We start from the raw sequence: 26,180 nt of genomic DNA on the forward strand, positions 1-26,180 counted from the left end.
CACGCTGTGTCCTTGTCGGTGAGGGTGTTGGGGAGTCCTCGGAGCGCGGCTCCGACCCGGTGGCCGGTCCGCCGCTCGGCGGTGTCAGGGCTCCGCGGTGGGGCTCGGGGCGTCGGAACGGGTGAACACCGCCAGCTGGGTGGGCTGGCCGAGGCGCCGGTCGTGCTCGCCGATACCGCTCGACGTCACGGTGTAGCCGTGCTCTTCAGCGACCCGGCTGATCCATTCCTCGAACCCGGCGCGGTCGAACTCGAACCGGTGATCGGGGTGGCGCACCGTTCCCGCGAGGTCCGGGTAGCGCTCGTTGTACTCCGAGTTCGGTGTGGTGAGCACGACCTGGGCGGGGCGGGCGTGCCCGAACACCGCGTGTTCCAGCGCGGGAAGCCGCTCCCGGTCGAGGTGCTCGACCACCTCCATGAGCACGACCGCCTCGTAGCCGAGCAGGCCGGAGTCGGTGTAGGTCAGCGCGGACTGCCGCAACCGGATCCGTTGCCGCTCCCGTTCCGAACGCCGCTCCAGTCCCAGGGTGCGCTCGGCCGCGCGCAGCGCTCGGCTGGAGACGTCGACCCCCAGCACGTCGGTGAACTCCGGGTCGTCCAGCAGGTCCCGCAGCAACCTGCCGTCGCCGCAGCCCAGATCGGCCACCGTCCGAACTCCCCGGGAGCGCAGCACTTCCAGCACGGTGGCCCGGCGTTGCGCCGCCAACGGCCGCGTTCCGCCGGTTCGCTCCTCGGGTTCGGCCCCGTCACCGGTCAGTCGACGCAGCGCCTCGTCCACCAGCGGCCGCGCGTGCACCAGGTAGCGCCCGCTGATCAGCTCCCGCTCGGGGTGACCGGCCAGCCAGGCGCCGCCCGCCCGCAGCAGCTTGTCGATCTCCTCCTGGCCGACCCAGTAGTGTTTGGCGTCGTCGAGCACGGGAAGCAGCACGTAGAGCTGGTTCAGTGTCTCGGAGACGGTGTGCTCGCCGCGCAGGAGCAAGCGTCCGTGGCGGGTCCCGCCCCAGTCGGGGTCGCGCAGCACCTCGTACTCGACCTCCCAGCCCAGCGGCTCGAACAGGCGGCGCGGCAGTTCCGGCTCACCGCCGTGCGGCACGGCGGGCAGCTCGATGCGCAGCGGCACCGCTCGAGTGACCAGGTCGGGGCGTGCCTCGCAGCGTGCGGCCAGCGCGGTTCGGAACACCCTGCCCAGCGCCACCGCCAGCAGTGAGGAGGCCACGTAGGGGCGGTCGTTGACGTAGGGCCCCAGCGCCCACGAACCTCCTTGGCGGGCCTGCCGCGCCAGTTCGATCGGGTCGGTCTCCAGCAGCAACGCCACGGTGCACTCGTGCTCGTCGGCGCGCGGGTAGAACACGTGCGCCTCACCGGCGGTCACGCCGAACGACCGCACCCGGTCCGGGTGCTTGTGCAGCAGGAACCCCAGGTCGCTGGCCGGTCGCTCCCCCATGGTGGTGCTCAACGTCAACAACACGGGTACCAGCATGCCTCGCGGCGCGTGTCGCACGCAGCCGATTTCCGACGCGAACCGGCCGTTGTCCCCGGCCGGCAAGGGGCCGCCGGAAGCCGGAGCGAAGAGGCCCGATCCGCCGGAACTCGGTGCCGGTCCCGAGCTCCGGGTTTTACTGTGGGGCCGTTGAAGATCGAACACCTCTCCGGTCCCGGTGACAGGCTCGGTATGTGGGGGCGACGGCTGCGAACGGCGCTCTACCTGTGCGGGGTCGCCGGGGTGGCTTCGGTGCTGTGGGCGGGCAGCCTCGGGATCGACCTGTTAACCCCGTGGGCGCAGCTGTCGGCGTTGCGGCCGCAGTTGAACGTGCTGGTCCTGCTGTTCGCCGTGGTGCCGTTGTGGCGGCGACGCTTCGTGATCTCGGCGCTGACGCTGGTCACCGCGCTGATTTCCACGATCGGGATGCTGCCCCCGACCTGGGGGACGAGCGGTTCGGTTTCCTCCGGTTCCGGCTCGGTCGGGATAGCCGTCTTCAACGTTTCCGCCGACGGTGCCGACCCGGCCGAGATCGCCCGGGAGATCCGGCGCGCCGATCCGGAGGTGGTCTCACTGCCCGAGGCCTCCAGGGACTATGCGGGAAAGCTGGTCCTACTGCTCGCCCGCACCGGGGACGAGTACGTATACGAGACACACGCTCCCCTGGTTGGCGACGTCGAGCACCCGACGCGCAGGCGGACCGGTCCTTACCCCACCTCGTTGCTGGTGAAACCGGAGCTGCGGCCGGAGTTCGGCACCGAAAAAGTCACGGGCTTGCTGGGCACCATCGACGCGAAGATCAGGGGTTCGGCGGTGACCTGGCACGTGGCCGCCGTGCACCCCCCCCGCCGCCGCTTCCGGGAGGAACGTCGGGATGGCGGGTCGGTCACGATCTGCTCGAGGAGTACTGTGATTTCGAGCGGCCGTTCGTGCTCGCCGGGGACTTCAACTCCACGCTGAACCAGGGGCCGATGCGGCGACTGACCTCCAACGGATGCACGGACGTCGGCCGCACCGCGGGTACCGGGTTGAGCACGACCTGGCCGTCCTCCCTGCCCGAGTTCCTCGGGATCACGATCGACCACGTGCTCGTCGGCGGCAGCGAGGTCGGCGCCGCCGACTACCGGACGGTCGACATCAGCGGAACCGACCACAGGGGACTGATCACCGAGGTGGAACTGCCCGGAGTGGACTGATCCGGTTCCGGTGACCGCCTTCGGCCGTTCCGAGGGGAGAGCGACGTCACGTCGCAGCCGCTCAGGAGCGCTCCGGCTACCCGGCGTCGCCCCGGCCGCTCACGAGCTCGTGAGAGGTTCCGCCACCCGCACGACCCTGCGGATCGAGCCGATGAAGTCCCAGTGACTACGGGGCTTCTCGGCGCCGGGACCGTCGGCGTGGGACGCTGCGGGTATGGCACAGCGGCTAGCCCAGGCGACGAGTCCGTACCTGCTCCAGCACGCCGACAATCCGGTGGACTGGTGGCCCTGGTGCGCCGAGGCGTTCGAGGAGGCACGGCGGCGCGACGTGCCGGTGCTGTTGTCGATCGGCTACGCCGCCTGCCACTGGTGCCACGTGATGGCGCACGAGTCGTTCGAGGACCCCGAAACGGCGGGGGCCATGAACGAGAACTTCGTCAACATCAAGGTGGACCGGGAGGAACGCCCGGACATCGACGCCGTCTACATCCAGGCCACCCAGGCGATGACCGGCCAGGCGGGCTGGCCGCTGACCTGCTTTCTGACCCCGGACGGTGAGCCGTTCCACTGCGGCACCTACTACCCGGCCGCGCCGATGCACGGCATGCCCTCCTTCCGGCAACTGCTCGACGCGGTGACCAGCGCCTGGCAGGAACGCACCCAGGAGGTGCGGCAGAGCGCGAGCAAGATCGTCGAGCAGCTGGCGAGCCAGCGTGCCGCGTTGCCGGAGTCCGCCGTGGACGACGAGGCGCTGACCGCCGCGGTGAGCGGGCTGGTCGAGGAGTTCGACGCCGACAACGGCGGGTTCGGCGACGCGCCCAAGTTCCCGCCGTCGATGGTGCTGGAATTCCTGCTGCGCCACCACGAGCGCGAGGGCGACACCGGAACCGGTGCGCGTGCGTGGCAGCTGGCCGAGAGCGTGGCCGTGTCCATGGCGCGCGGCGGTATCAACGACCAGCTGGCGGGCGGCTTCGCCCGCTACAGCGTGGACGCGTCCTGGATCGTGCCGCACTTCGAGAAGATGCTCTACGACAACGCGCTGCTGTTGCGGGCCTACACCCACCTGGCGCGGCGTCACGCCGCGGGTGTGCCCGGTACCGAAGCCGAGCTGCTGCGCCGGGTCGCGGGGGAGACCGCGGAGTTCGTGGTGCGTGACCTCGGCACCCCGGAGGGCGGCTTCGCGGCCTCGCTGGACGCCGACACCGAGCAGGGCGAGGGGGTCACCTACGTGTGGAGCCCGGAGCAGCTGCGCGAGGTGCTCGGCGAGGACGACGGTGCCTGGGCGGCCGGGGTGTTCGGTGTGACCCCGGAGGGCACTTTCGAGCACGGCACCTCCACGTTGCGCCTGCCGCACGATCCCGACGACCCCGAGCGGTGGCGGGACGTGCGTGAGCGGCTGCTGCGCGCCCGAGCCGAGCGTCCGCAACCGGCCCGGGACGACAAGGTCGTGACCGCCTGGAACGGACTCGCGATCACCGCGCTGACCGAGGCCGCCACCGCGCTGGACCGCCCCGACTGGCTGCGGGCCGCGGAGACGGCCGCGCGGCTGCTGCTGGACACCCAGCTGCGGGACGGTAGGTTGCTGCGCACCTCCCGCTCCGGGGCTCCGGGCACGGCAGCGGGGGTGCTGGAGGACTACGGCTGTCTGGCGGAGGGACTGCTGAGCCTGCACCAGGCCACCGGGGCCGCCGAGTGGCTGGACACGGCGTGCGAACTGCTGGACACCGCCCTGGAACTGTTCGCCGACACCGAGAACCCGGGGGCGTTCCACGACACCGCCTCCGACGCCGAGCCCCTGGTCAACCGACCCTCGGACCCCACGGACAACGCGAGCCCGTGCGGTGCCTCCTCGCTCACCTCGGCGCTGGTGACGGCCGGAGCGCTGGCGGGCTCGGAGCGTTCCACCCGTTACCGGGAGGCCGCCGAACAGTCCCTGAACCGAGCGGGACTGCTCGCCCGGCGCGCGCCCAGGTTCGCGGGGCACTGGCTGGCCGCCGCCGAGGCGAGGCGGCACGGGCCGCTGCAGATCGCCGTGGTCGGCCCGGACGACAACGGCCGGGCGGAGCTGATCGGGACCGCCCGACGCCACGCCCCGGGCGGTGCGGTCGCCGTGGCCGGTGAGCCGGAGAGCGCGGAGATTCCGCTGCTGGCCGACCGGGGTGTGCTGGAGGGTTCGGCCGCGGCCTACGTCTGTCGTGGCTACGTGTGCGACCGGCCGGTCACCACGGTGGACGAGTTGCTGGCGACGCTGCGCGGCTGAGCGCGCCCGGCCGACGTGGGGTTTCTCCCGAGGTGAGGGCTCCGGGAGGCGATTCCGGTGGACTCGCCTCCCGTGGTCCGCGGGCTCGGCAGGCCCTTCGGAAGTACCGGGCTCCTCAGGAGTACAGCGCCAGCCAGATGGCGATGTGGTGGCAGATCGCCGCCGCCGAGACCGCCGCGTGGAAGAACTCGTGGTAACCGAACACCTTCGGCCACGGGTCGGGACGGCGCAGCGCGTAGCAGATCGCACCGCCGGTATAGAGCACGCCGCCGACCAGCAGCAGTACCAGCGCCGCGACGCCCGCGTTGCTCAGCAGGTCGGGCAGCACGAAGACCGCGACCCAGCCGAGGGCGATGTAGACGGGCACCCCCACCCAGCGCGGGGCGTGCGGCCAGGCCAGTTTGAGCACCACACCACCCAGCGCGCCGCCCCACACCACCGCCAGCACCACGGTGGCGGTGGTGGGACGCATCGCCAGCATCGCCAGCGGCGTGTAGGTACCGGCGATGAACAGGAAGATCATCGAGTGGTCGAGGCGGCGCATCGTGGTTCGCGCGCCGTCGGTTCGCCAGGTCCTGCGGTGGTAGAGCGCGCTGACCCCGAACAGCCCGAGCACCGTCACGACGTAGACGGAGGTCCCCAGCGCGGCCCGCGCGGACACGGTGGCGCCCGCCAGCGCTATCAGGGCCGCTCCCGAGGCCAGGGCGCCGAGCGCGGACCACAGGTGGATCCAGCCGCGCAGCTTGGGTTTGGTCTGGGCCGAGGGCTCTCGTTTGGTGAGGCTCGCTGGTGGCACGGTTCGAGCGTACTGGAAGGAGGTTTCGCGCTCGGTCCGAGAGGTCTTCGTCCTCACCTCGGTCGGGGCGGTTCGTGCCGGGCCGGACGAGCACGGGAGTCGGGTCGGATGGATGCTGTGGTCGCTTGTCGGCGTTGTCGAGCCTCCGCGTAGTCTCGTGGAACGTGGCGTTGAGACTTCGGCTGCGGGAACTCGTCTACGATCTCTACGAGCGGCGGTTGCGTCGTCAGCTGGCGGGGGCGCAGCGCCCCAGACATGTCGGCGTGATCCTGGACGGCAATCGTCGGTGGGCGAGAGAGGCCGGTTTCGACGCCGATTACGGTCACCGCGCCGGAGCGCGCAAGATCTCGGACTTCCTCGGTTGGTGCAGGGAGAGCGAGGTGGAGGTGGTCACGCTGTGGCTGCTGTCCACCGACAACCTCCGGCGTGCCAGCAAGGAGGTCGACTCGCTGCTGGAGATCATCGCCGGTGTGGTGGAGGAGATCACCCAGCCCGGCACGCCGTGGCGAGTGCGCATCGTGGGGGCGATGGAGCTGTTGCCGACCGAGATCGCCGCCAGGATCTCGGCGGCCGCGCTGCGGACCGAGAACCGGGGCGGGATGCAGGTCAATGTGGCGGTCGGTTACGGCGGCAGGCAGGAGATCGCCGACGCGGTGCGCAAGATGCTGCAACGGCACGCCGAGGCGGGAACCACCATCGAGGAGTTGGCCGAGGTGCTCGATGTCGACCACATCGCCGAACACCTCTACACTTCCGGCCAGCCCGATCCGGAGCTGTTGATCCGCACCTCGGGCGAGCAGCGGTTGTCCGGTTTCATGCTCTGGCAGTCGGCCCACTCGGAGTTCTGGTTCTGCGAGACCTACTGGCCCGCTTTCCGGCGGGTGGACTTCCTCCGCGCCTTGCGGAACTTCGCGGCTCGGCACCGCCGGTTCGGTAACTGACGCGTTGGTCTCCGGGCGAGTGCGCCGGGCTTCGACTCGCGTTGTGTCGATGTCCGAGCACCTAAGGCGATCCCGCCGAACGCGAAGAGCGGGGCCGGACCGCGGTGTCCGACCCCGCTCCTGTCATCCCGTGACTTCGGGACCAACCGGGTTCACCCGAGTTCAGCTGTGGTGACCGGCCTTGGGGTGGTCCACGACCGGGGCGTTGACGCACTGGGAGGGCTGCGCGTGCAGCAGGTTGACGACCGCGCCCAGCACGGCGACGTTGTTGCCGCACAGCTGGACCGGCAGCACGCTCAGGTTGTTGTCGTTGAGCACGTTGATGCCGTCGTTGTCCTTGGAGTCGGCACTGGCGACGGGGGCCATGGCCATCATTCCGGCGGCGGCGATGCCAGTGGCCGCGACGGTCTTCTTCAGCATGGGAGGTTCTCCTTCGATTCGCACGTCGTTTTCCGACGATTCCCACCGGATCGGGCGGCGAGCGCCTCTACCGTAGGGGAGTGTTTCGTTGTGGCGTGAACCGGAACGAATCCGCCGATTCGTTCGTCGGATTCGCCTTCGCGTCCACGTGAAAGAAACGCAACCGGTACTACCCGGAATGTTTGCGTTCGGGTCGCCGCCGAATCCGCAATGGACGGCTTCCCGTCCGGGGCCGTCCATTCCGGATCATCCGCTTCGCGACTGAGAGGTGATCAGCTGCCCGCCTTGGGGTGGTCCACGACCGGGGCGTTGACGCACTGGGAGGGCTGTGCGGCCAGGATGTTGGCGACCACGCCGAGCACGGCGATGTTGTTGCCGCACGCCTGGATCGGAACGGCGCTGATGTTGTTGTCGTTCAGGAGGTTGATGCCGTCGTTGTCCTTGGAGTCGGCACTGGCGACGGGGGCCATGGCCATCATTCCGGCGGCGGCGATGCCGGTGGCCGCGACGGTCTTCTTCAGCACTTTACTCGCTCCTTGTCGGTACGGGTGATTCGTGGAACGCGATCCACGCGACGGAACCCCAGCAAATTCCGCCGTGGGCGCGCACACGAGAGAAACCTATCGAGTGCATGATCGCGAGGAAAGCTCCGTAACACCATCGTGTAAATATCTAATCGGGGGTATAAAGGTATCTTTCGGGTGATACAAGAAAAGGGAACCCGTTGCCGAGCATTGTTCGTCCAGCCGCTTCCTCGGCGACACCGCCGTTCGAAGGACACACCGCCGGAGTCTCCCGCTCCACGGGGCGCGCCGCGCGGAAGTCCGCCCCCGGAGCCGTTGTGTCCGCTATCCTGCGACTGTGGTCGGGGAAGCCTTGATCGCCGAGTACCTCAGGATCGGCCTGCGCTTCGGGCGGGTGTCCCCGGGCCTCGTGCAGAGTTACACCGGTGACCCGAGGCTGCGCGACCAGGTCAACCGGGAACCCCCACCGGCTCCCGAGGAGCTGGCGTCGCAGGCCCGCCGGCTGCGCCGCGCCGTGCGGCACGCCGAACTGGACAATGACCGGGGAGAGTTCCTGCTCGGGCAGCTCACCGCGCTGGACTGCGTCGCCCGGCGGCTCGCGGGATCGCCGATGCCCTTCGCCGAGCGGCTGCGTCGCTGCTTCCAGGTCGAGGTGGAACGGGGCCACCCCGAGGTGTACGCCGCCGCGCACGCCGAACTGGCCCACTGGTTGCCCAACGGCGGGACGCTGGCCGAACGGATGGCGGAGTTCCGGCGGTGGGAGCTGGTGCCGGTGGAATCACTGCCCGGCCGCGTCCACGCGCTCTCCGAGGCCCTGCGGCGGCGGACCCGCGAGACCTTCCGGCTTCCCTCCCACGAGGGAGTCACCTACCGCTTCGACGATGATCCCTCCTTCGGAGGACTGCAGCACTTCCTCGGCGTCGGCCGCTCCCGCGTGACCATCAGTACCGCCACCCCGCACCGGCTCAGTGAGCTCCCCCGGCTGCTGGCACACGAGACCTACCCCGGCCACCACACCCAGCACTGCCGCAGCACCCTTCCCGAGCACGACATCGCGCTGGCCGAGACCCCGCAGTGCGTGGTCTCGGAAGGGATGGCCGAGCGGGCGCTGGACGTGCTGGTCGGTCCGGGTTGGGGAGAGTGGACGCTGGGGGTGTTGGGCGGGCCGCCGTCCGTCCCGGAGGGAGCGGAACTGGAGCTGATGGACGCGGCACGGCGCGTGCTGACCGGGGTCCGGCGCGACGCGGCCCTGATGCTGCACGAGCACGGCACCGACCCCCGGCAGGTGCGGCAGTACCTGCGGCGCTGGTTGCTGCTGGACGACTCGCGCGCCGGGGTGCTGCTCGACCTGCTCTCCGATCCCTCGGCGGCCGCTCACGCCGCCGTCCATCCCGCCGGGTACGAGCTGCTGGGGGGCTGGGTGGGCTGCCGGGGCGCGGTGGAGAGCTCCCGCCGCTACGGGCTGCTGCTGGACCGGCCGCTGCCGCCGCGAACTCTGCGGTCCGAGCTCTCCGGCAGAATCGCCGCATGAGCGGACGCGCCGTGCTGTGTGCCGGAATGGCCACCCTCGACCTGCTGCAGCGGGTGGCCGAGTTCCCCGGGCCGAACGAGAAGGTGACCGCCGAGCGGGCCGAGCTCGACGCGGGTGGGCCCGCCACCGGCGCCGCCGTCACCGCCGCCGCGCTCGGTTCCACGACCAGCCTGTTGACGGCCCTGGGAGCCCACCCGATGGCGGGGCTCGTCGCGGCCGAGCTGTCGCGGTGCGGTGTCGAACTGCTCGACGTCACCCCGGACGATCCCACCCCGCCGGTCGTCTCCGCCGTGACGATCCACAGCGCTACCGGCAGCCGCAGCGTGGTTTCGCGGGCGGCGGCGGGTGACGACCCCGATCCGGGTGAGTTGCCGCGTGGTGATCACGACGCGGTGCTCGTGGACGGTCACCGTCCCGCGCTGGCCCGGGCGGCGGTGGCGCACGCCGAACGGATCGGCGCGCCCGTGGTACTCGATGGCGGCAGCTGGAAACCCGTGCTCAGCGAGATCCTGTCCAGGGTGGACCTCGCGGTCTGCTCCGCCGACTTCCGGGTGCCGGGCACCGCCGGGGCCGACGAGCAGCCAGCGGCGCTGTTCGAGCGCGGAGTAGGGGCGGTGGCCGTCACCCGGGGGCCCGAGGACGTGCTCTGGTGGCTCCCGGACGGGCAGTGGGGCAGCGTCGCGGTCCCGGAGGTCGAGGCGGTCGACACGCTCGGCGCGGGCGACGTGTTCCACGGCGCGGTGCTGCACGCCGTGGCCGGTGGCTACGAGCCGTCCGAACTGTCGGGGACGCTGGCGTTCGCGGCCGAGGTCGCCGCCGACCGGGTGCGCCATCCCGGCCGTTCCGTCTGGCTGCGGGAGTCGCGGCGCCGCTGAACCCGCCCCGGAGCCGTCCTCCGAACGGGGTCACCGAGTGTGCACGTTCTGGCTTTCGGGTGACGATTCGTTTAATCACCTGTGTGGCTGCCTGCCAACGGCCGATCACACGGGTAGCGTCCGCGGTGACGGGCCGTGTAATTGCGGTCCGTCCGGGGAGGCCCCTCACCCGCGGCGAAGGTCGGATCGGGCTCCACCGGGTGGCGCCCACGGCCTTGCCTCGGTGCGGGGCGGCCCGGCCCGCCGACGAACGGGTGCGAGGCATCGTGCCCGTTAGGGAGTAGCCGTGATGACACGACGTTCCCAGCAAGCGGAGCCCCTGTCCGGTTCCGAAAGCGTGAATCCCTCGGATCCTGCGCGGCGTCTCGCGGACGCGTCCGAAGGAAGGGGAGTGCGTAGCTACGTCCTGGACACTTCTGTGCTGCTGTCGGACCCCTGGGCGTTCACCAGGTTCGCCGAGCACAGCGTCGTCCTGCCGCTGGTCGTGATCAGCGAGTTGGAAGGCAAGCGCCACCACCCCGAGCTGGGCTGGTTCGCGCGGGAGGCCTTGCGCGGGCTCGACGACCTGCGGCTGCGGCACGGCAAGCTGGACGAGCCGGTACCGGTCGGCGACTCGGGTGGGCAGCTGCACGTCGAGCTGAACCACTCCGACCCGCAGGTGCTGCCTCCGGGTTTCCGCACCGAGTCCAACGACGCCCGCATCCTGGCGTGCGCGTTGAACCTCGCGGCCGAGGGCAACCGCGTGACGTTGATCAGCAAGGACATGCCGCTGCGGGTGAAGGCGGCGGCGGTCGCGCTGGACGCCGACGAGTACCGGGCGCAGGACGTGATCTCCACCGGATGGTCCGGCATGGCGGATCTGGACGTGCCGCCGGGTGAGGTGGACACGCTGTTCAAGACCGGTTCTGTGGAGCTGGACGGGGCCGCCGAGCTGCCGGTCAACACCGGGTTGCGGCTGCTCGCGGGAACGAAGAACGCGCTGGGTCGGGTCACCCCGGACAAGACGGTGCGCCTGGTGCGCGGCGAGCGCGAGGCCTTCGGCCTGCACGGTCGCTCCGCGGAGCAACGGATCGCGCTGGACCTGCTGATGGACCCCGAGGTCGGCATCGTCTCGTTGGGTGGTCGCGCCGGGACCGGCAAGTCGGCGCTGGCGCTGTGCGCCGGGCTGGAGTCGGTGATGGAGCAGCACAGGCACCGCAAGGTGATGGTGTTCCGCCCGCTGTACGCGGTGGGCGGTCAGCAGCTCGGCTACCTGCCCGGCAGCGAGGACGACAAGATGCAGCCCTGGGGCCAGGCGGTCTACGACACGCTGGGTGCGCTCGCGGGGCAGAACGTCATCGACGAGGTCATCGACCGGGAGATGCTGGAGGTGCTGCCGCTGACCCACATCAGGGGGCGTTCGCTGCACGACTCCTTCGTGATCGTCGACGAGGCGCAGTCGTTGGAGCGCAACGTGCTGCTGACGGTGCTGTCGCGGTTGGGCACCAATTCGCGGGTGGTGCTGACCCACGACGTGGCGCAGCGGGACAACCTGCGGGTCGGCAGGCACGACGGCGTGGCGGCCGTGATCGAGAAGCTCAAGGGGCATCCACTGTTCGCGCACGTCACGCTGACCCGGTCCGAGCGTTCCCCGGTGGCCGCCCTGGTCACCGAGATGCTGGAGGGTGAGTTCATGAGCTGACGCCTCCGGCACCCGCCCGCGTGCGCCGTGGCGGGCGCGCCGGGAAGATGCCGCCGGTCGTGCCCTCCGGCGTGGTCGGAGGGCACGACCGGGTCGGAAACGGTGTCGAGGAGACTTCAGTAGTAGACGCAGGTGCCGTACAGCGGCTCGGTCGGTGCCGGTGAGGGGTGTTGCTCCGGCGCGCCGCAACCGGTCCGCACGAACTCGCCCTCGAACTCCAGGTAGGTCTCCCAGTATTGGGGAGCGTCCGCGTAGTTCGGGTCGAAGGTGCTCTGCCGGATCGCCACGTCAGGACGACCGTTGCCGTCCAACCGGCGCAGCGTCGCCCCCGGGGCCGCGCCCACCACGTCGTCGGTCCGCTCGATGCCCCGGTCGGCGGTTAGCAGCACCGACAGTGCTCCGCTGCTGTGCGCCCCGGTGTAGTAGGTCACCGCGCACCGCTGGGCGTCGCCCTCCCAACCGCAACCGGCGTCCAGCACGCCCCTGTCGGACAGTTCGGTGCTGTCGTGCAGCTCGTCGCCGATGTAGTAGGCGAGTACGCTGCGGCCACCGGGAACCGAGTCGTCCCGCCAGCCGGTGAAGCGGACGTCGTAGGGCAACGACAGGTCGAAGACCCGCTCACACCCCGTCCCGCAGCCGGGCGGTTGTTGTCGAGCCGGTTCCGCCGTTGCCGTGGCGGGCAGCATCGCTCCGGAAACCGCCGCGGCCAGCGCCGCCGCGCCGATCCCGGCCGCCGCCGTGCGGGTTCGCCGAAAACGCAATGTGGACCTCCTCGAAGCCGTGGTTCCCTCCGTTCCCGCGGTCTCGCGGGAACGCGTCCGGGAGAGCGAGGCGATCACTCTCCGCGCTCGGTTGTACTACAACCGGCAACGAAGGGTCGGCCTCGGTGTGTGGGAGGCGGGTTCACTCGAACCGATCGTGTCACTTCGTCCGCTTCGACGGTGTTAACGCTTTCCGGCGGTGCTCAGTGCTCGTCGGTGGTGAGGGTGTGGCGGAAGGCGCGCCAGGCGTGGTGGGTGAAGGTGTGGACGGGGCCGTGGGGGTTCTTGGAGTCGCGGACTCCCACGGTGGTGTCGGTGATGCGCACCTCCACGCAGTTGTCGCTACCTCCCGAACTGCGAGCGCTCTTGATCCAGCCGGTGTCGTACATCAGACCTCCTTGAGGGTTCGTTCCAGGAAAGCCCGAGATTCGTCGGAAGTGAGCGTCAGCTCGCGCACCCGGTCGAAAATTCTGGTGAGCACTCCCACGTCTTCCGTGTCGTCGAGGTAGACGGACGGGCCATGTACAACCGAGGAGAAAGCTATCGGTGAACCTCGGTCACCGAAACCGAATATCGTGAATCCGCCGCCACAAGCGGGATTCGACACCGATCCCACCGGGAGCACTCGAACCGTCAGGTTTTCACACTGGTCCAGCAAGGACAGTACGTGTTCGAGTTGGTCTCGTAGCAGGGAGCCGGTGCTTTTCATGTCCAGGATCGCGTGTTCCGCGAGCACGATGTCGAGTTCCTTGGAGCGCTCGCCGTGCAGTGTTCTGGACTGGCGATTCATCCGGTAGTCGATGCGCTGTTCGATCTCCGCCGGTGCCGAGTTCGTGAAGATGCCTTCCCAGGAGCTTATGACGGAGCGTAGGTAGGAAGGCGATTGCAGCAGCCCTGGAACGATGCTCGGTTCGAACGCCCTGATCTCGCTCGCGTTGCTCTCCAGGTCGGCGAACCGCTGGTAGGCGTCGGGCAGCGTGTCCACGTAAGCCCTGCGCTTCTGGCGTTTCCGGGCCGAGTTGGCGAGCGCTCGGACTGTTTCCCGCTCCGGGGCGTCCACCTCGTAGAGGTCGAGCAGCAGTTCGAGGCTCTCGGGTGGCAGCGTTCCCTCGCCGTCCTCGATCTGGACCACGCGCGAGCGCGCCTTGTCGATCGCCGCAGCGGCGGCGTGCTGTGACCTGCCCGCTTGTTCCCGGAGCCGACGCAGGGTGAGCCCCAACTGCCGTCGCTCGAATGTCTGGCGGGCTCGGCCCATGCGCTTCCCCTCGTAACTCACCCGATCAGATGGCTGTCAAAGACTGACAGTCAGTCTTATTTTGGTTCTGGTGGCCACCATCCCTGTCAACTCGGACAACCATCGTATCGACCAGCGAGGAGCGTGGATCATGAGTCTTTGCGGGCACACCGGGGTTTCGGTCGAGTCCTACGTGGAGATGGGCAGCGGGGTGGCGGTGCGCTGTGAGGTGGACCGGCTCAACGAGCAGGCCAGTCTGGCCTTCGGTTCCTCGGAGACCTTCGTGCTGAGCCTGGACCGGCAGGCGCTGGAGCGGGTGGTCTCGCTGGGCAGTCGTGCCATCGCCGAACTCGACGTCGAGGGCGAGCCGCTGACGGTGATGTGAGCGCGGTAGCAGCCGCGATCGGTCGGGCGTGGATTCCTCGCGGGATCCATGCCCGACCGATGATGTCGCCTCCCGACGGTGCTCAGTGCTCGTCGGTGACGATCGGTGGACCCACCGCACGGCGAGCGCACCGCCTCCCGACCCCGGCGCCCGTGAACCGGACGAACGAGCGGTGTGGAAACGTCACCAGCCGCTGGGCAGCGGCCTGCCCTCGGCGAAGCCCGCCGCCGACTGGATGCCCACCACGGCCCGGTCGTGGAACTCCGAGAGCGTCCTGGCGCCCGCGTAGGTGCAGGAGGAGCGCAGCCCCGAGCTGATCTCGTCGAGCAGGTCCTCCACGCCGGGGGCGTTGGGGTCCAGCCGCATCCGGGAGCTGGAGATCCCCTCCTCGAACAGCGCCTTGCGGGCCTGGTCGAAACCGCTGTCCGAACGGGTGCGCGCGGTCACGGCGCGCTTGGAGGCCATCCCGAAGGACTCCTTGTAGGCGTTGCCGTGCTCGTCACGCTGCAGGTCACCGGGAGACTCGTAAGTGCCCGCGAACCAGGAACCGACCATCACCGAGGCGGCTCCCGCCGCCAGCGCCAGCGCCACGTCCCTGGGGTGGCGGATGCCGCCGTCGGCCCAGATTCGCTTGCCCAGCTCGGCGGCGGCCTCGGCGCACTCGGCCACGGCCGAGAACTGCGGCCTGCCCACTCCGGTCATCATCCTGGTGGTGCACATCGCGCCGGGCCCCACACCGACCTTGACCACGTCGGCGCCCGCCTCGACCAGGTCGCGCACCCCTTCGGCGGTGACCACGTTGCCCGCGACCACCGGCACCTCCGGGGAAACCGAGCGGATCGCGCGCAGCGCGGCGATCATCTTCTCCTGGTGGCCGTGCGCGGTGTCGGCGACCAGCATGTCCACCCCGGCCTCCAGCAGCGCCGAGGTCTTGCCCGCCACGTCGCCGCTGACCCCCACGGCGGCCGCCACCCGCAGCCTGCCCGAGGAGTCCACGGCCGGAGTGTAGATCTCGGAGCGCAGCGCACCGCGCCGCGTCATGATGCCGCTGAGCTCGCCGGAACCGTTCACGGCCAGCGCCACGTCACTGCCCCGCTGGTGCAGCGTCTCGAACACCTCGCGCGGCTTGGTCTCCAGCGGCAGCACCACCGGGTCGCGGTCGGCGACCTCGCCGAGCCGGGCGAACCGGTCCACGCCGGTGCAGCAGCGTTCGTCGACCACCCCCAGCGGACGTTCCCGGTCGTCGACGATCACCACCGCGCCGTGGGCCCGCTTCGGCAGCAGGTTGAGCGCGTCGGCGACCGCGTCCCCCTCGTGCAGCACGAGCGGGGTGTCCCACACGACGTGCCGGGACTTCACCCAGGAGACGATCTCCGCCACGGCTTCCGGAGCCACGTCCTGCGGCAGCACCACGAGACCACCCCGCCGGGCGACCGTCTCGGCCATCCGCCGTCCCGCGACGGCGGTCATGTTGGCGACCACGATCGGCAGCGTCGTGCCGGAGCCGTCGCTGGTCGACAGATCCACGTCGAACCGCGATTCCACCCCCGAACGCACCGGGGCGAGGAACACGTCGTCGTAGGTAAGGTCCGTGGTGGGCCGTTGTTCGTTCAAGAACCGCACAACCCGGCAGGATACCCCTTCGGCGGTACCCGCTCACCGCTCCGGTGACCGAGCTCGCCCGCGTTGTGCGCGACCGCCAACCGCGTGAACGCACCGCCGGTCGCCGTTCGTGCGAAGACACCACCCACGGCCCCCGCCTCGCGCCGCCGCGCTCGTCGCGGAACGGCCCCCGCGGTCAGGGCTCCTCGCCCTCCAGGGTCGGCTCGAAGGAGCGGTAACGCGCGTAGTCGCGGAAGAACCTGCTGTAGAGCTCGGAACCGTCGTCGAAGGTCGCGTCCTCGACCTGCTTGACCTCCACGACGTGCTTGAGCCGCCAGGTGACCAGCTGCTGGTGCTCGTTGTGATAGCTGATCTCCTGCTGCTTGCCGTACTCGCGCGCCTTCTCGAGGGCTTCCTCCTCCGAGTGGGCCGTCAGCAGCACGAACGACTCCTCGTACAGCGGCTGGAAGTCGGGAGAATCCGAGGTCGATTCCGTCACCAGTACCGCGACGTAGGCGTCCGGCTCCTCCGAGGCGAAAGCGGACGCTCGGCCCCCCGGCGTCGGATCGCCGCCGATGTTGATCGAACGGTCGGCCCCCTCCACCAGCTCGTCGGGAAGCTCCACCGGGGGTGGCATCTCACGAGGCTGTTCGGGCTCCGGCTCGCTGCCGCGATTGCTCATGACTCCACTTTCTCACTGGCGGTGCCCGCGCCGTTCGCCGGTACGCGCTCCCGAACCGGGGCGTGGCCCGCGTGTCGGGGGCGAGCACGCCCGACCCGCCGCGGCGCGATCCCGCGGCGCGGGGCGGATCGCGACTCAGCCACGGGTGCTTCCCGCCAGCCTCTTCCGGCTCAGCATGGCGCGGTCGGCCGACTCGAGGGTGCCGGGCAGGCCGAGCGGGTCCGTCAGATCGGCCCAGCCGATCGTGACCGAGACCGGGGTCCCCGCCACCAGCGCGTCCCAGTCCCCGTCGGCGACCGCGCTCGCTATCCGGGACCCGATGCGGTGGGCGTCCGGGATTTCGGTCCGGGGCAGCACCGCGACGAACTCGTCACCGCCGTAACGCGCGACGAAATCACCCTGCCGCAGTGTTCTGGCGAGAATGGCCGCCACCCGCTGCAGCACCAGGTCGCCCGAGAGGTGGCCGTAGACGGTGTTGACGGTCTTGAAACCGTCCAGGTCGATGACCCCTATCGCGGCATCGACGCCGTCCTCGGCCAGTCGTGCCACGTAGCGGTCGAAGTGCCTGCGGTTGGGCAGCCCGGTGAGCGGGTCCGTGAGCGCTTCCGAGGCGTACTGCTCCACGGTGCGACGCAGCGCCTCGTGGTCGAGTTGGGTCCTGGTGCCGTCGACCAGCCGGTCGTGCAACCGGCCGGTGTCGCTGGTGGCCGCCCGCGTGGCCTCCCGGTCCGCCTCGCGGGCGGAGCGGTGGTCACCGGCGGCCGCATGCGCCAGGGCGCGCACGCGGTGCGGTTCGGCCGTTCCCAGCGTGTAGGGGTGGGTGGGGCGGTCGAGCAGGCGCAGCGCCCCGGTGGGATCGCCCGCCGCGATCGACTCGCAGGCCCCGGCCAGCATCCGCAGGTCGCTCATCTCCCAGCCTTGCTCCTCTACGCTGAACAGGCCCGGGTCCACCTCGGCGGGCTCACCGAGCGCCCGCAGCCGCATCGCGGCGTAGCCGTAGTAGTACTGCTCGGCGGGCCAGAGCCGACGCGGATCGGTGCGCTCGCCCCAGGTCTCCAGCACCCAGCGCAGCATGTCGGCGCAGCCCTCGGCGTCGCCCAGGTGATCCAGCGAAACCGCCCAGCGCACCGCGACCTCGGGCAGCGCGTGGTCCCCGCTGGGCAGCCCGAGCGCCTGGCCCGCGCGGTAGCAGCGTTCGGCCAACGGCGCCGCCTGGGCGTGGAAGCCCAGGTAGGAGTAGGTCACCGCCAGGTCGTGCCGGGCCACGACGGTGTCCTCCGTCGGCCCCCGTTCGTTGTCCAGCTCGCGTTCCGCCTGCACGAGGTGCCGCACGCAGCGCTCCAGCGAGTCGGCGGCGGCGATGATTCCGGCCAGCGCGTGCAGATGGCCCCGCAGGGCGGGAGCCCGGCGGTCCGCCAACACCTCGAAGGCCCGGTCCAGCACCGCCGGGCACTGCTGCGTGCGCCCCAGGTTGAACAGCCTGCCGAGCTTGAGCACCAGCGCTCGGCAGATCACGAGCGGATCAGTCGCGGTGGCGGCTATCCGGTCGGCCACCTCGATGGCGCCCGCGTTGTCACCGTCGCGAGCCAGCGACCGGATTCTGTCGAAGTGCTCCGCGAAGTCCTCGACGGGCCCGACCTCCGTCTCCGGAATATGCATACCCCTGTCCCCGCAGCGTCCGACCAGCGGCACCCGGGTGCCGCTACGCGTCACGATAGTGCCACGGCCCTGTGAACGGAGTCACGAGCCGATGCCGTGCGAATTCACCGCCGCGCTGGTCGTCGGTGCCGGAGTGGTACCGGATGTGGGAGGGCGGCCCGGAGCGCCTTCGCGGGGGCGTGGCGCCCCGGGCACGGGGTCTCCGCGCGGTGCGGAGGGAGGACCCGGCCGATTCCAGGGGCACCGGCCGGGGCCGCGAGCCGGTCGCTCAGCGATCCGCTCGCGCCATGCTCAGCACGTCCAGGGCCTCGTCGAGCTGTTGCCGGGTGAGCTTGCCCTCCTCGACGTAACCGCGTTCCAGCACGACCTCACGGATGGTCTTGCGTTCCTTCAGCGCCTGCTTGGCTACGGCGGCCGCCTCCTCGTAACCGATGTAGCGGTTGAGCGGGGTGACGATGGAGGGGGAGCCCTCGGCGTACTCGCGGGCGCGTTCGGCGTCGGCCTCGACACCGGCGAACACTTTGTCGGCCAGCAGCCTGGACACCGCCGCCAGCAGCCGCGCCGATTCGAGCACGTTCCGCGCGATCACCGGCAGGTTGACGTTCAGCTGGAAGTTGCCCTGCGAACCGGCGAACGAGACCGTCGCGTCGTTGCCGACCACCTGGGCGACCACCTGCATCGTGGCCTCGGGGATCACCGGGTTGACCTTGCCCGGCATGATCGACGAGCCCGGCTGCAGGTCCGGCAGCGCCAGTTCGGCCAGCCCGGTGCGTGGGCCGGAGCCGAGCCAGCGCAGGTCGTTGGCGATCTTGTTCAGGCTCACGGCGACGGTGCGCAGGTTGCCCGAGGTCTCCACCACACCGTCCTGTGTGGCCTGTGCCTCGAAGTGGTCGCGGGCCTCGGTCAACGGAAGACCGGTCACCCGGGCCAGTTCGGACGAGACAGCAGCCCCGAACCCCTCGGGGGCGTTGAGCCCGGACCCCACGGCCGTACCACCGATGGGCAGCTCGCCGAGTCGGTCCAGCCCGGCACGCAGCCGCTCCACGCCGTAGCGGGCCTGGGCGGCCCAGGCGCCCGCCTCCTGCCCGAGCGTGATCGGCACCGCGTCCATCAGGTGGGTGCGACCGGACTTGACCACCTCGCTCCACTGCGCGGCCCGGTCCTCGATGACGGCGGCGAGCCGTTCCAGCGCGGGGATCGTGTCGGTCAGCACCGCTTCGGTGGCCGCGACGTGGATCGTGGTGGGGAAGGTGTCGTTGGAGGACTGCGAGGCGTTGACGTGGTCGTTCGGGTGGACGTCACGTCCGAGCGAGCGGGTGGCGAGGGTGGCGATCACCTCGTTGGCGTTCATGTTCGAGGAGGTGCCCGACCCCGTCTGGAACACGTCGATGGGGAAGTGGTCGTCGTGCCTGCCCTCGGCCACCTCGTCGGCCGCGGCCGCGATCGCCTCGGCCATGTCCGCCTCCAGCACGCCCAACCTGCCGTTGACCCGTGCGGTCGCGGCCTTGAGCAGTCCCAGCGCGCGGATCTGCGCCCGTTCCAGGCCCTGTCCGGAGACGGGGAAGTTGTCCACGGCACGCTGCGTCTGCGCCCGGTACAGCGCCTCGGCTGGCACCTGTACCTCGCCCATGGTGTCGTGCTCGGTGCGGTATCGCTGTTCGCTCATGCGAAAAGTGTGAACCGTGCCCGCGGCGCGGGTCAGTATGGGTTCGCCCACTCGACCTTCGGCGCACCGGTGGGAAGAATTCCGATCGCGTTCGTCCCCCACTCACGGGCGTCGGGACGATAGCCTGGAACCGGGTGCTGCCGTCGCCGCGCGAGGTGGACATGGGTCGCGACACGCTATCGCGGGATACGGTCTCCGCCGAGGTCGACGTGCTGATCGTCGGGGCGGGACCGACCGGACTCTACGCCGCCTACTACGCCGGGTTCCGCGGGCTGTCGGCCGCGCTGGTGGACTCGCTGCCCGAACCGGGCGGACAGGTGACTGCCATGTACCCGGAGAAGCGGATCTTCGACGTGGCTGGGTTCCCCGAGATCCGAGGGCGGGATCTGATCAGCGGACTGGTCGAGCAGGCGGACCGCTACGAACCCACCTACCTGCTGGGCCGCTACGCCACCGAACTCTCCGTCGGTTCGGAGGGGCTGCTGGTGGGAACAGGGGACGGCGCCACCGTCCGCGCCGGGGCGATGCTGATCACGGCCGGTATCGGCGAGTTCACCCCCAGGCCCTTACCCGCCGGAGACGGTTGGCTGGACCGGGGTGTGGTCCACTTCGTTCCCGAGATCGCCGAGCACCACGGTCGCGACGTCGTCGTTGTGGGCGGTGGGGACTCGGCGTTCGACTGGGCGCTGGCGCTGCATCCCGTCGCCAACAGCGTCACGCTGGTGCACCGCAGGGCCAGGTTCCGCGCGCAGGCCGGACTCGTCCATGAGGCGGAACGGCTCGGAGTGCCGCTGATCACCAGCGCCGAGGTGGCCGAGATCAGAGGTGACGAGCACCGCGTCCGGGAGGTCGAACTCGAACTGTCCGAAGGCGACACCCAGGTGCTGAGCGCCCAGACCGTGGTCGCGGCGCTGGGGTTCACCGCTGCGCTGGGGCCGATCGAGGAATGGGGGCTCGACCTGGACAAGCGTTCCATCAAAGTTGACACCACGATGCGGACCAATCGCGAGCGGATCTACGCGGCCGGGGACGTGGCCTCCTACCCGGGCAAGGTCAAACTCATCGCCACCGGGTTCGGGGAGGCGGCCACGGCCGTGAACAACATCGCGGTGGAGCTCGACCCGTCGGCGCGGCTCTTCCCCGGACACTCCACCAACGCCGACTGAATGCGAAAGCGTGGCACGGCTCGTTCCTCGTGGCGGTGCGGGTGGCGGAACCTCCGGCGGCGCCTCGCTCCGGGGAGGCCCGACATCGGGTAGGTACTACACAACGTCGGGCCTTCCTCGCGAGGCACTCGCCGGAGAACCCGCGGCGGTGCCTGTCGTGAGGGTGGCCGGAGCTCGACCCGCCAGGGTGGTCGGAGTTCGGCTCCGCGTCACAGCGGCGCGGCGATTTCGCGAGAAATCGCCGCCGCACTGCTCGTCAAAGCGTCACCACACTGCCTCGTGTGCCGGTTACCCGGCACCCGCGCCGGCCCCTCGGGCTCGGCCGTGCCCTCAGGGTAGGAGGCCGTAGCGGGCGGTGGGCTCGCCGTGCTTGAAGTCGAGTTCGGAGTACTCGTTTAGCTTGCTCAGCTTGTGCGAGCCCTCGATCAGCCGAACCGTGCCCGACTTGGAACGCATCATCAACGACTGGGTGGTGCAGCGCTGCGCCCGGTAGTGCACCCCGCGCAGCAGCGCCCCGTCGGTGATGCCGGTGGCGCAGAAGAACACGTTGTCACCGCGCACCAGGTCCGATGTGGTCAGAATCCGCTCCGTGTCGTGCCCGGCGGCGCGCACCTGCTCCCGCTCGGTGTCGTCCTTCGGCCAGAGGCGGGCCTGCAGCTCGCCCTCCATGCACTTCAACGCGCACGCGGTGATGATGCCCTCGGGGGTGCCGCCGATGCCCATGAGCATGTCCACCCCGCTGTCGGGACGTGCGGCGGCGATCGCGCCCGCCACGTCGCCGTCCGAGATGAACTGGATCCTGGCACCCGCCTCGCGCACCTCGGAGACCAGCTGGTCGTGCCGTGACCGGTCCAGAACGCACACGGTGACGTCGGAGACCTCGATCTGCTTGGCCTTGGCCACCCGTCGGATGTTCTCGGCGACGGGGGCGCTGATGTCGACCACGTCCGCGGCCTCGGGGCCCACGGCCAGCTTCTCCATGTAGAACACGGCGGAGGGGTCGAACATCGCGTTGCGCTCGGCGACGGCCAGCACCGCGAGCGCGTTCGGCATCCCCTTGCTCAGCAGGGTGGTCCCGTCGATCGGGTCGACGGCCACGTCGCACTCGGGCCCGTGGTGGTTGCCCACCTCCTCGCCGTTGAACAGCATCGGGGCCTCGTCCTTCTCGCCCTCGCCGATCACGACGACTCCCCGCATCGCCACGGTGCTGATCAGCTTGCGCATGGCCTCCACGGCCGCCCCGTCACCGGAGTTCTTGTCACCTCGCCCCACCCAGCGGCCCGCCGACATGGCGGCGGCCTCGGTGACCCGCACCAGATCCATCGCCAGGTTGCGGTCGGGGGCTTCGGGACGGCGAGTGGCCTCGTGCGAATCGGTGCTGGAAGTGTTCATGGCGCCTCCCGCTGGCGAGTTGAACTCGCTGCCTCGGTTGATGTCCGCTGCCTTGCTCGTCCTCGGTCGGCCGGGGTCCCCACCGGCTCCCCGGCGGGGCGGATCGTCCACCGCCCGTGATCGTGTGGTTGGGCGAATCCTCGCAGATCCGGCCCACGGTCGTTCCGGTGAAGTGGCGCAGGCCACGCGGCCGCTCGCCCCCGTGGGCTCTTCGGCGCGCGCGACCGGGTAGGTGAGAGCATGCGAGGCGTGGCTGAACGGCGCAACCAGGGTTCGGAGGACAATCGATCCAGCACTCCGGCGGGCGCACCCCGGGGCCCCCGGGCCATGCTGTTCGCGCTGCTGCCGCTGATCCTCGTGGTACTGGGAGTGGCCGGGCTCATGGGGCGCTGCTCGTTCAGTCCGCTGGGGCCCTCGGTGGACCCCGAAACCGCTCCTACGGTGGAAGTCGGCCGGGAACTCGACTCGGCCGCCCGCCGGGTGGACTTCCCGGTGCTGCGTCCTCGCCTGCCCGAGGGGTGGCGGGCGAACTCGACCGACGTGCGACGGGTCGCGCCGGACCACGAGGTCGTACAGGTCGGTTGGTTGACCGGCCGTACCCACTACCTGCGGCTGTCGCAGTCACCGGCCTCCGAGGCCGAGTTGGTGTCCTTCGAGACCGAACAGCGCCCCAGGGCGCTGGGCACCGTCGAGGCGGCGGGCCACAAGTGGGTGGTCTACCGCAGCATCCGATCGGAACGGGCGTGGGTGAGCGAACGCGATGGTGTGCGGCTGCTGATCACCGGAAACGGGGACGAGCGCGAGTTCCGCACGATGGCCCGCGCCGTGTCCCGCGCCTCCGTCGTGCGGCCGGGACCGTGATGTCGGTCTCGCCATCGGACGGCACGGCGAGTTCTCTTGGGCAGACCCCGGGTGTGGGGGCGTGTCCGAAGGGACACGGGGGGATGTGGCTCCCGCGCGTCAGAATTCGTCCCGGAGCTTTCTGAGGTAACGAACGAGGATCCCGAGATCTGACGCGCGAGAGAATCACATTATGCCCGGTTCCGGGAGTGGTTACCTCTCTTCGAACACCTCCGCTTCGTCCGTTTCGAGCAGGAGACCGCTGGCCTGTCGGCTGTCACAACCCACCGTTGCCTCGCGCGGCAAGTCTCGGGGGAGTCGTGATGATGAACAGGTGTACGACGGCGGCGTCCCGTTCGACGTGTACGGAGTTCGGGGTGTGATCATGCTTGTTTTCCGTAGTAGGCGGTACGCATCAGGTTCTCGATTTCGGTGAACATGGGAAGTCTTGGATTGGCGGGAGCACACTGGTCGTTGTAGGCGTTGATCGCCTGTTGTGGCAGTGCGTTCAGGAATTCGGTTGGACTGATCCCCATGGCCTGGAAAGAGGGTTCGATACCGGAGCGGTCGCGGAGGTCCTCGACGGCGAGGGCGAGTTGTTCGACGGCGACGTCGGGGGTGTTCGCGGGCAGACCGAGGAATCGGGCGATCTCTTGGAACCGTTCCGGTGCCGTGTAGCGGTCGTACTTGGGCCAGCCGGTGAACTTTCCCGGGGTGGTGCCGTTGTAGCGGATCACGTGGGGGAGGAGGACGGCATTGGTGCGTCCGTGGGCGATGTGGAACGTCGCCCCGAGTGTGTGCGCCATGGCGTGCACGACCCCGAGGAACGCGTTTCCGAAGGACATTCCCGCGATGGTGCCCGCGTTGTGCATGGCTTCGCGTGCGGCCGGGTCGTGAGCTCCGTTGGTGACGGCGCGTTCCAGGTGGTCGAAGATGAGTCGTATCGCTTTGAGGCACAGTCCGTCGGTGAAGTCGTTCGCGTAGACCGACACGTACGCCTCGATGGCGTGGGTGAGGGCATCGAAGCCGGTGTCCGCGGTTACAGACGGAGGCAGATCGGTGGTGAAGGTCGGGTCGCAAATCGCGACGCTGGGGGTCAGCGCGTAGTCGGTGAGCGGGTATTTGCGGCCGGTTTCGGGGTCAGTGATCACCGAAAACGGCGAAACTTCGGCGCCGGTTCCCGCCGTGGTGGGCACGCATACGAGTTTGGCGCGTTTTCCCGGTTCAGGAAACCTGAAGACACGTTTGCGGATGTCGAAGAATTTTTCGCGCATATCGCCGAAATCGACGTCGGGATGTTCGTAGAGCAGCCAGATCACCTTGGCGGCGTCGATCGGTGAGCCACCGCCCAAGGCTATTATGGTGTCGGGTTCGAAGGTGCGCATGCGCTGTGCGTGCCTCCGGACGGTGTCGATGCTCGGATTGGGTTCGATGTCGTCGATGATGTCGATGTCGACCGGTTCCGAGCGCTTCGCCAAGGCGTCGCGAACGCGTTTGACATGTCCCGCTCGTCGCACATTCGGACCGGTTATGATCGCTACTCTCTTCAGCCCGGCCATTTCCGAAAGGTATCGGATGCTGTAGGGTTCGAAATAGATTTTGGGTGGAACCTTGAACCACTGCATGTTGGTGTTTCGGCGTCCGATGCGCTTGATGTCCACCAGGTGGATCGCATGAACGTTTCCTGATACTGAATTACCGCCGGACGCTCCCGCGCCGAGTGTCAGGGAGGGGAGAAAGGCGTTGTAGATGTCGCCGATACCACCGTGGGAGCTGGGCGAGTTCCATACGATGCGGGCGGCCTTGACCCGATGGCCGAATCGTTCGGCCAGGTGCGAGTCATCGGTGTGGATCACGGCTGTGTGACCGTTGCCGCCGTTGGCGAGGATCTGCTCGGCGCGTCGAAGCCCGTGCTCACTGTCGGAGACGCGGATCACGCTGAGCACCGGGCACAACTTCTCTTGAGCCAGGGGCTCGGACGGGCCGGTCTCGGACACCTCAGCGAGGATGACCGAAGTGTCGGCTGGCACCTCGAAACCCGCTCGTTTCGCGATGTGCCGGGCCGACTGCCCCGCCGCCTCCGCGTTGAAGGTTCCCCGTGCCGTACACGATCCATTTTGGTCGCCTCCGCTGAACAGGTACCGTTCGAGCAGGAGTTTTTCCGACGGGGTCGCGACATACGCGTGCAGCTTGCGAAGTTCCTCCAACGCCGAATCGGCGATCTCCTCGTCAAGGATGAGCGTTTGTTCGGAAGAGCAAATCAAACCGTTGTCGAAGCTTTTCGACAGGACGAGGTCGTGCGTCGCGCGCGCCAGGTCCGCGCCGGCGTTCACATATACCGGGACATTCGCCGCCCCTACTCCCAGTGCGGGCTTTCCCGAAGAGTACGCCGCCCGGACGAGCCCGTGGCTTCCGGTGGTAAGATTGATCGCGATTCCGTCGTGGCGCATCAGGTGCGTCGTCGCGGCACGCGACGGTGTCTCGATCCACGAGATGCAGTTCTCCGGGGCTCCCGCGGCGACGGCGGCATCGCGTACCGACCGCGCGGCTTCCGTGCAGCACTCCTGCGCTCGTCTGTTGAAGGCGAACACGATCGGATTGCGTGTTTTCAACGCGATGAGCGACTTGAAGATCACAGTGGAAGTCGGATTCGTCACCGGTGTGACAGCGGCGATTACACCGACAGGGTCCGCGATCTCCACCACGCCATCCATCTCGTCACGCCGAATGACGCCCGCCGTCTTCAACCCGGCCATGCGGTGGGTGACATGTTCACAGGCGTACATGTTCTTTATGGCTTTGTCCTCGGCGATACCGCGGCCGGTCTCCGAAACCGCCAACCGTGCCAACTCCGTGTGCCTACGCAGTGCTCCGAGAGAAGCCTTCTTTACGATGTGGTCTACTTCTTCCTGCTCGTAACGCGCGAATTCTGATTGCGCCTCCATCGCTTTTGAAACCAGCTCATCCACTACTTTTTCCGGTTCGGTTCCCGTGGAGCTCCGGTCGATTACCGAGTTGAACTTTTCGACTGTTTGTGTCTTCATTTCTGATGCTTTCGGAGTGGTGTGGGAGTGTTGTTGAATACTTTGC

22 protein-coding genes are annotated in these 26,180 nt (G+C 69.2%); 9 read left to right on the forward strand and 13 right to left on the reverse strand.

Annotated features, from left to right (window positions below):
- Nucleotides 1-84 precede the first annotated feature (84 nt).
- On the reverse strand, nt 85-1,479 hold the full coding sequence (locus BLQ75_RS04275; protein WP_211481148.1) for a 3' terminal RNA ribose 2'-O-methyltransferase Hen1: 1,395 nt from the start codon (nt 1,477-1,479) through the stop codon (nt 85-87).
- A gap of 362 nt (nt 1,480-1,841) precedes the next feature.
- On the opposite strand from BLQ75_RS04275, the gene BLQ75_RS23335 reads away from it, so the two are divergent.
- Both BLQ75_RS23335 and BLQ75_RS04290 read left to right on the forward strand, forming a co-directional pair.
- Nucleotides 1,842-2,675 carry an endonuclease/exonuclease/phosphatase family protein gene (locus BLQ75_RS23335; protein ID WP_170837313.1) on the forward strand — a complete coding sequence of 278 codons (834 nt, stop codon included), beginning with the start codon at nt 1,842-1,844 and terminating at the stop codon, nt 2,673-2,675.
- 214 nt (nt 2,676-2,889) lie between these two features.
- Nucleotides 2,890-4,935: a thioredoxin domain-containing protein gene (locus tag BLQ75_RS04290; protein WP_092598024.1), complete on the forward strand. Its 2,046-nt coding sequence runs from the start codon at nt 2,890-2,892 to the stop codon at nt 4,933-4,935.
- 115 nt (nt 4,936-5,050) lie between these two features.
- Here BLQ75_RS04290 and trhA read toward each other — a convergent pair whose 3' ends face one another.
- On the reverse strand, nt 5,051-5,731 hold the full coding sequence (gene trhA, locus BLQ75_RS04295) for a PAQR family membrane homeostasis protein TrhA (protein ID WP_092598435.1): 681 nt from the start codon (nt 5,729-5,731) through the stop codon (nt 5,051-5,053).
- A 164-nt stretch (nt 5,732-5,895) separates the two neighbouring features.
- Between trhA and BLQ75_RS04300 the strand changes: the two genes are divergently transcribed.
- Nucleotides 5,896-6,672 carry an isoprenyl transferase gene (locus BLQ75_RS04300; RefSeq protein ID WP_092598027.1) on the forward strand — a complete coding sequence of 259 codons (777 nt, stop codon included), beginning with the start codon at nt 5,896-5,898 and terminating at the stop codon, nt 6,670-6,672.
- A gap of 162 nt (nt 6,673-6,834) precedes the next feature.
- Here BLQ75_RS04300 and BLQ75_RS04305 read toward each other — a convergent pair whose 3' ends face one another.
- Both BLQ75_RS04305 and BLQ75_RS04310 read right to left on the reverse strand, forming a co-directional pair.
- The gene (locus BLQ75_RS04305; protein WP_170837314.1) at nt 6,835-7,092 is read right to left on the reverse strand and encodes a hypothetical protein; all 258 of its coding nucleotides are present in this window, start codon (nt 7,090-7,092) and stop codon (nt 6,835-6,837) included.
- 272 nt (nt 7,093-7,364) lie between these two features.
- Entirely contained in the window at nt 7,365-7,616 is a 252-nt protein-coding gene (locus tag BLQ75_RS04310) for a hypothetical protein (protein ID WP_244515224.1), read from the reverse strand.
- A 337-nt stretch (nt 7,617-7,953) separates the two neighbouring features.
- Here BLQ75_RS04310 and BLQ75_RS04315 point away from each other — a divergent pair, with 337 nt between their 5' ends.
- From BLQ75_RS04315 to phoH2, 3 genes are all read left to right on the forward strand, one after another.
- A complete protein-coding gene (locus BLQ75_RS04315) occupies nt 7,954-9,147 on the forward strand; it encodes a hypothetical protein (RefSeq protein WP_092598030.1) in 1,194 nt (397 codons plus the stop codon).
- Nucleotides 9,144-10,022 (forward strand): PfkB family carbohydrate kinase, encoded by an 879-nt coding sequence (locus tag BLQ75_RS04320; RefSeq protein ID WP_092598033.1) that lies wholly within the window; start codon nt 9,144-9,146, stop codon nt 10,020-10,022. The genes BLQ75_RS04315 and BLQ75_RS04320 overlap by 4 nt, the downstream gene beginning before the upstream one ends.
- 289 nt (nt 10,023-10,311) lie before the next feature.
- Nucleotides 10,312-11,703, forward strand: a complete 1,392-nt coding sequence (phoH2, locus tag BLQ75_RS04325) for an RNA 5'-3' helicase PhoH2 (protein ID WP_092598036.1) — start codon at nt 10,312-10,314, stop codon at nt 11,701-11,703.
- Nucleotides 11,704-11,819: 116 nt separating this feature from the next.
- Here the strand turns inward: phoH2 and BLQ75_RS04330 are convergent, their stop codons facing one another.
- The 3 genes from BLQ75_RS04330 to BLQ75_RS04345 form a co-directional block, all read right to left on the reverse strand.
- Nucleotides 11,820-12,464: a hypothetical protein gene (locus BLQ75_RS04330; RefSeq protein WP_092598039.1), complete on the reverse strand. Its 645-nt coding sequence runs from the start codon at nt 12,462-12,464 to the stop codon at nt 11,820-11,822.
- A 203-nt stretch (nt 12,465-12,667) separates the two neighbouring features.
- Entirely contained in the window at nt 12,668-12,853 is a 186-nt protein-coding gene (locus BLQ75_RS04340) for a DUF397 domain-containing protein (protein WP_092598045.1), read from the reverse strand.
- Complete coding sequence (locus BLQ75_RS04345; RefSeq protein WP_170837315.1) at nt 12,853-13,740, reverse strand: DUF5753 domain-containing protein; 888 nt, start codon at nt 13,738-13,740, stop codon at nt 12,853-12,855. Before BLQ75_RS04345 ends, BLQ75_RS04340 begins: the two co-directional genes overlap by 1 nt.
- A gap of 109 nt (nt 13,741-13,849) precedes the next feature.
- Here BLQ75_RS04345 and BLQ75_RS04350 point away from each other — a divergent pair, with 109 nt between their 5' ends.
- Nucleotides 13,850-14,083 carry a hypothetical protein gene (locus BLQ75_RS04350; RefSeq protein ID WP_139182903.1) on the forward strand — a complete coding sequence of 78 codons (234 nt, stop codon included), beginning with the start codon at nt 13,850-13,852 and terminating at the stop codon, nt 14,081-14,083.
- A gap of 183 nt (nt 14,084-14,266) precedes the next feature.
- On the opposite strand, the gene BLQ75_RS04355 is transcribed toward BLQ75_RS04350, so the two are convergent.
- From BLQ75_RS04355 to BLQ75_RS04370, 4 genes are all read right to left on the reverse strand, one after another.
- Nucleotides 14,267-15,706, reverse strand: coding sequence for a GuaB1 family IMP dehydrogenase-related protein (locus BLQ75_RS04355; protein WP_092598054.1), 1,440 nt, complete (start codon nt 15,704-15,706; stop codon nt 14,267-14,269).
- Between the two features lie 175 nt (nt 15,707-15,881).
- The gene (locus tag BLQ75_RS04360; RefSeq protein WP_092598057.1) at nt 15,882-16,367 is read right to left on the reverse strand and encodes a DUF4288 domain-containing protein; all 486 of its coding nucleotides are present in this window, start codon (nt 16,365-16,367) and stop codon (nt 15,882-15,884) included.
- A gap of 135 nt (nt 16,368-16,502) precedes the next feature.
- Nucleotides 16,503-18,026, reverse strand: a complete 1,524-nt coding sequence (locus BLQ75_RS04365; RefSeq protein ID WP_092598060.1) for a tetratricopeptide repeat-containing diguanylate cyclase — start codon at nt 18,024-18,026, stop codon at nt 16,503-16,505.
- 268 nt (nt 18,027-18,294) lie between these two features.
- Nucleotides 18,295-19,692 (reverse strand): class II fumarate hydratase, encoded by a 1,398-nt coding sequence (locus BLQ75_RS04370; protein WP_092598444.1) that lies wholly within the window; start codon nt 19,690-19,692, stop codon nt 18,295-18,297.
- A 161-nt stretch (nt 19,693-19,853) separates the two neighbouring features.
- On the opposite strand from BLQ75_RS04370, the gene BLQ75_RS04375 reads away from it, so the two are divergent.
- Complete coding sequence (locus tag BLQ75_RS04375) at nt 19,854-20,858, forward strand: NAD(P)/FAD-dependent oxidoreductase (protein WP_092598447.1); 1,005 nt, start codon at nt 19,854-19,856, stop codon at nt 20,856-20,858.
- Between the two features lie 330 nt (nt 20,859-21,188).
- Here the strand turns inward: BLQ75_RS04375 and glpX are convergent, their stop codons facing one another.
- On the reverse strand, nt 21,189-22,250 hold the full coding sequence (gene glpX / locus BLQ75_RS04380) for a class II fructose-bisphosphatase (protein ID WP_092598450.1): 1,062 nt from the start codon (nt 22,248-22,250) through the stop codon (nt 21,189-21,191).
- 240 nt (nt 22,251-22,490) lie between these two features.
- Between glpX and BLQ75_RS04385 the strand changes: the two genes are divergently transcribed.
- On the forward strand, nt 22,491-23,111 hold the full coding sequence (locus tag BLQ75_RS04385) for a DUF4245 domain-containing protein (RefSeq protein ID WP_092598063.1): 621 nt from the start codon (nt 22,491-22,493) through the stop codon (nt 23,109-23,111).
- A 362-nt stretch (nt 23,112-23,473) separates the two neighbouring features.
- Here BLQ75_RS04385 and adhE read toward each other — a convergent pair whose 3' ends face one another.
- Entirely contained in the window at nt 23,474-26,134 is a 2,661-nt protein-coding gene (adhE, locus tag BLQ75_RS04390; RefSeq protein WP_092598066.1) for a bifunctional acetaldehyde-CoA/alcohol dehydrogenase, read from the reverse strand.
- Between the last annotated feature and the right edge of the window lie 46 nt (nt 26,135-26,180).

This window comes from Actinopolyspora xinjiangensis, assembly GCF_900104475.1.
Lineage (GTDB): Bacteria > Actinomycetota > Actinomycetes > Mycobacteriales > Pseudonocardiaceae > Actinopolyspora > Actinopolyspora xinjiangensis.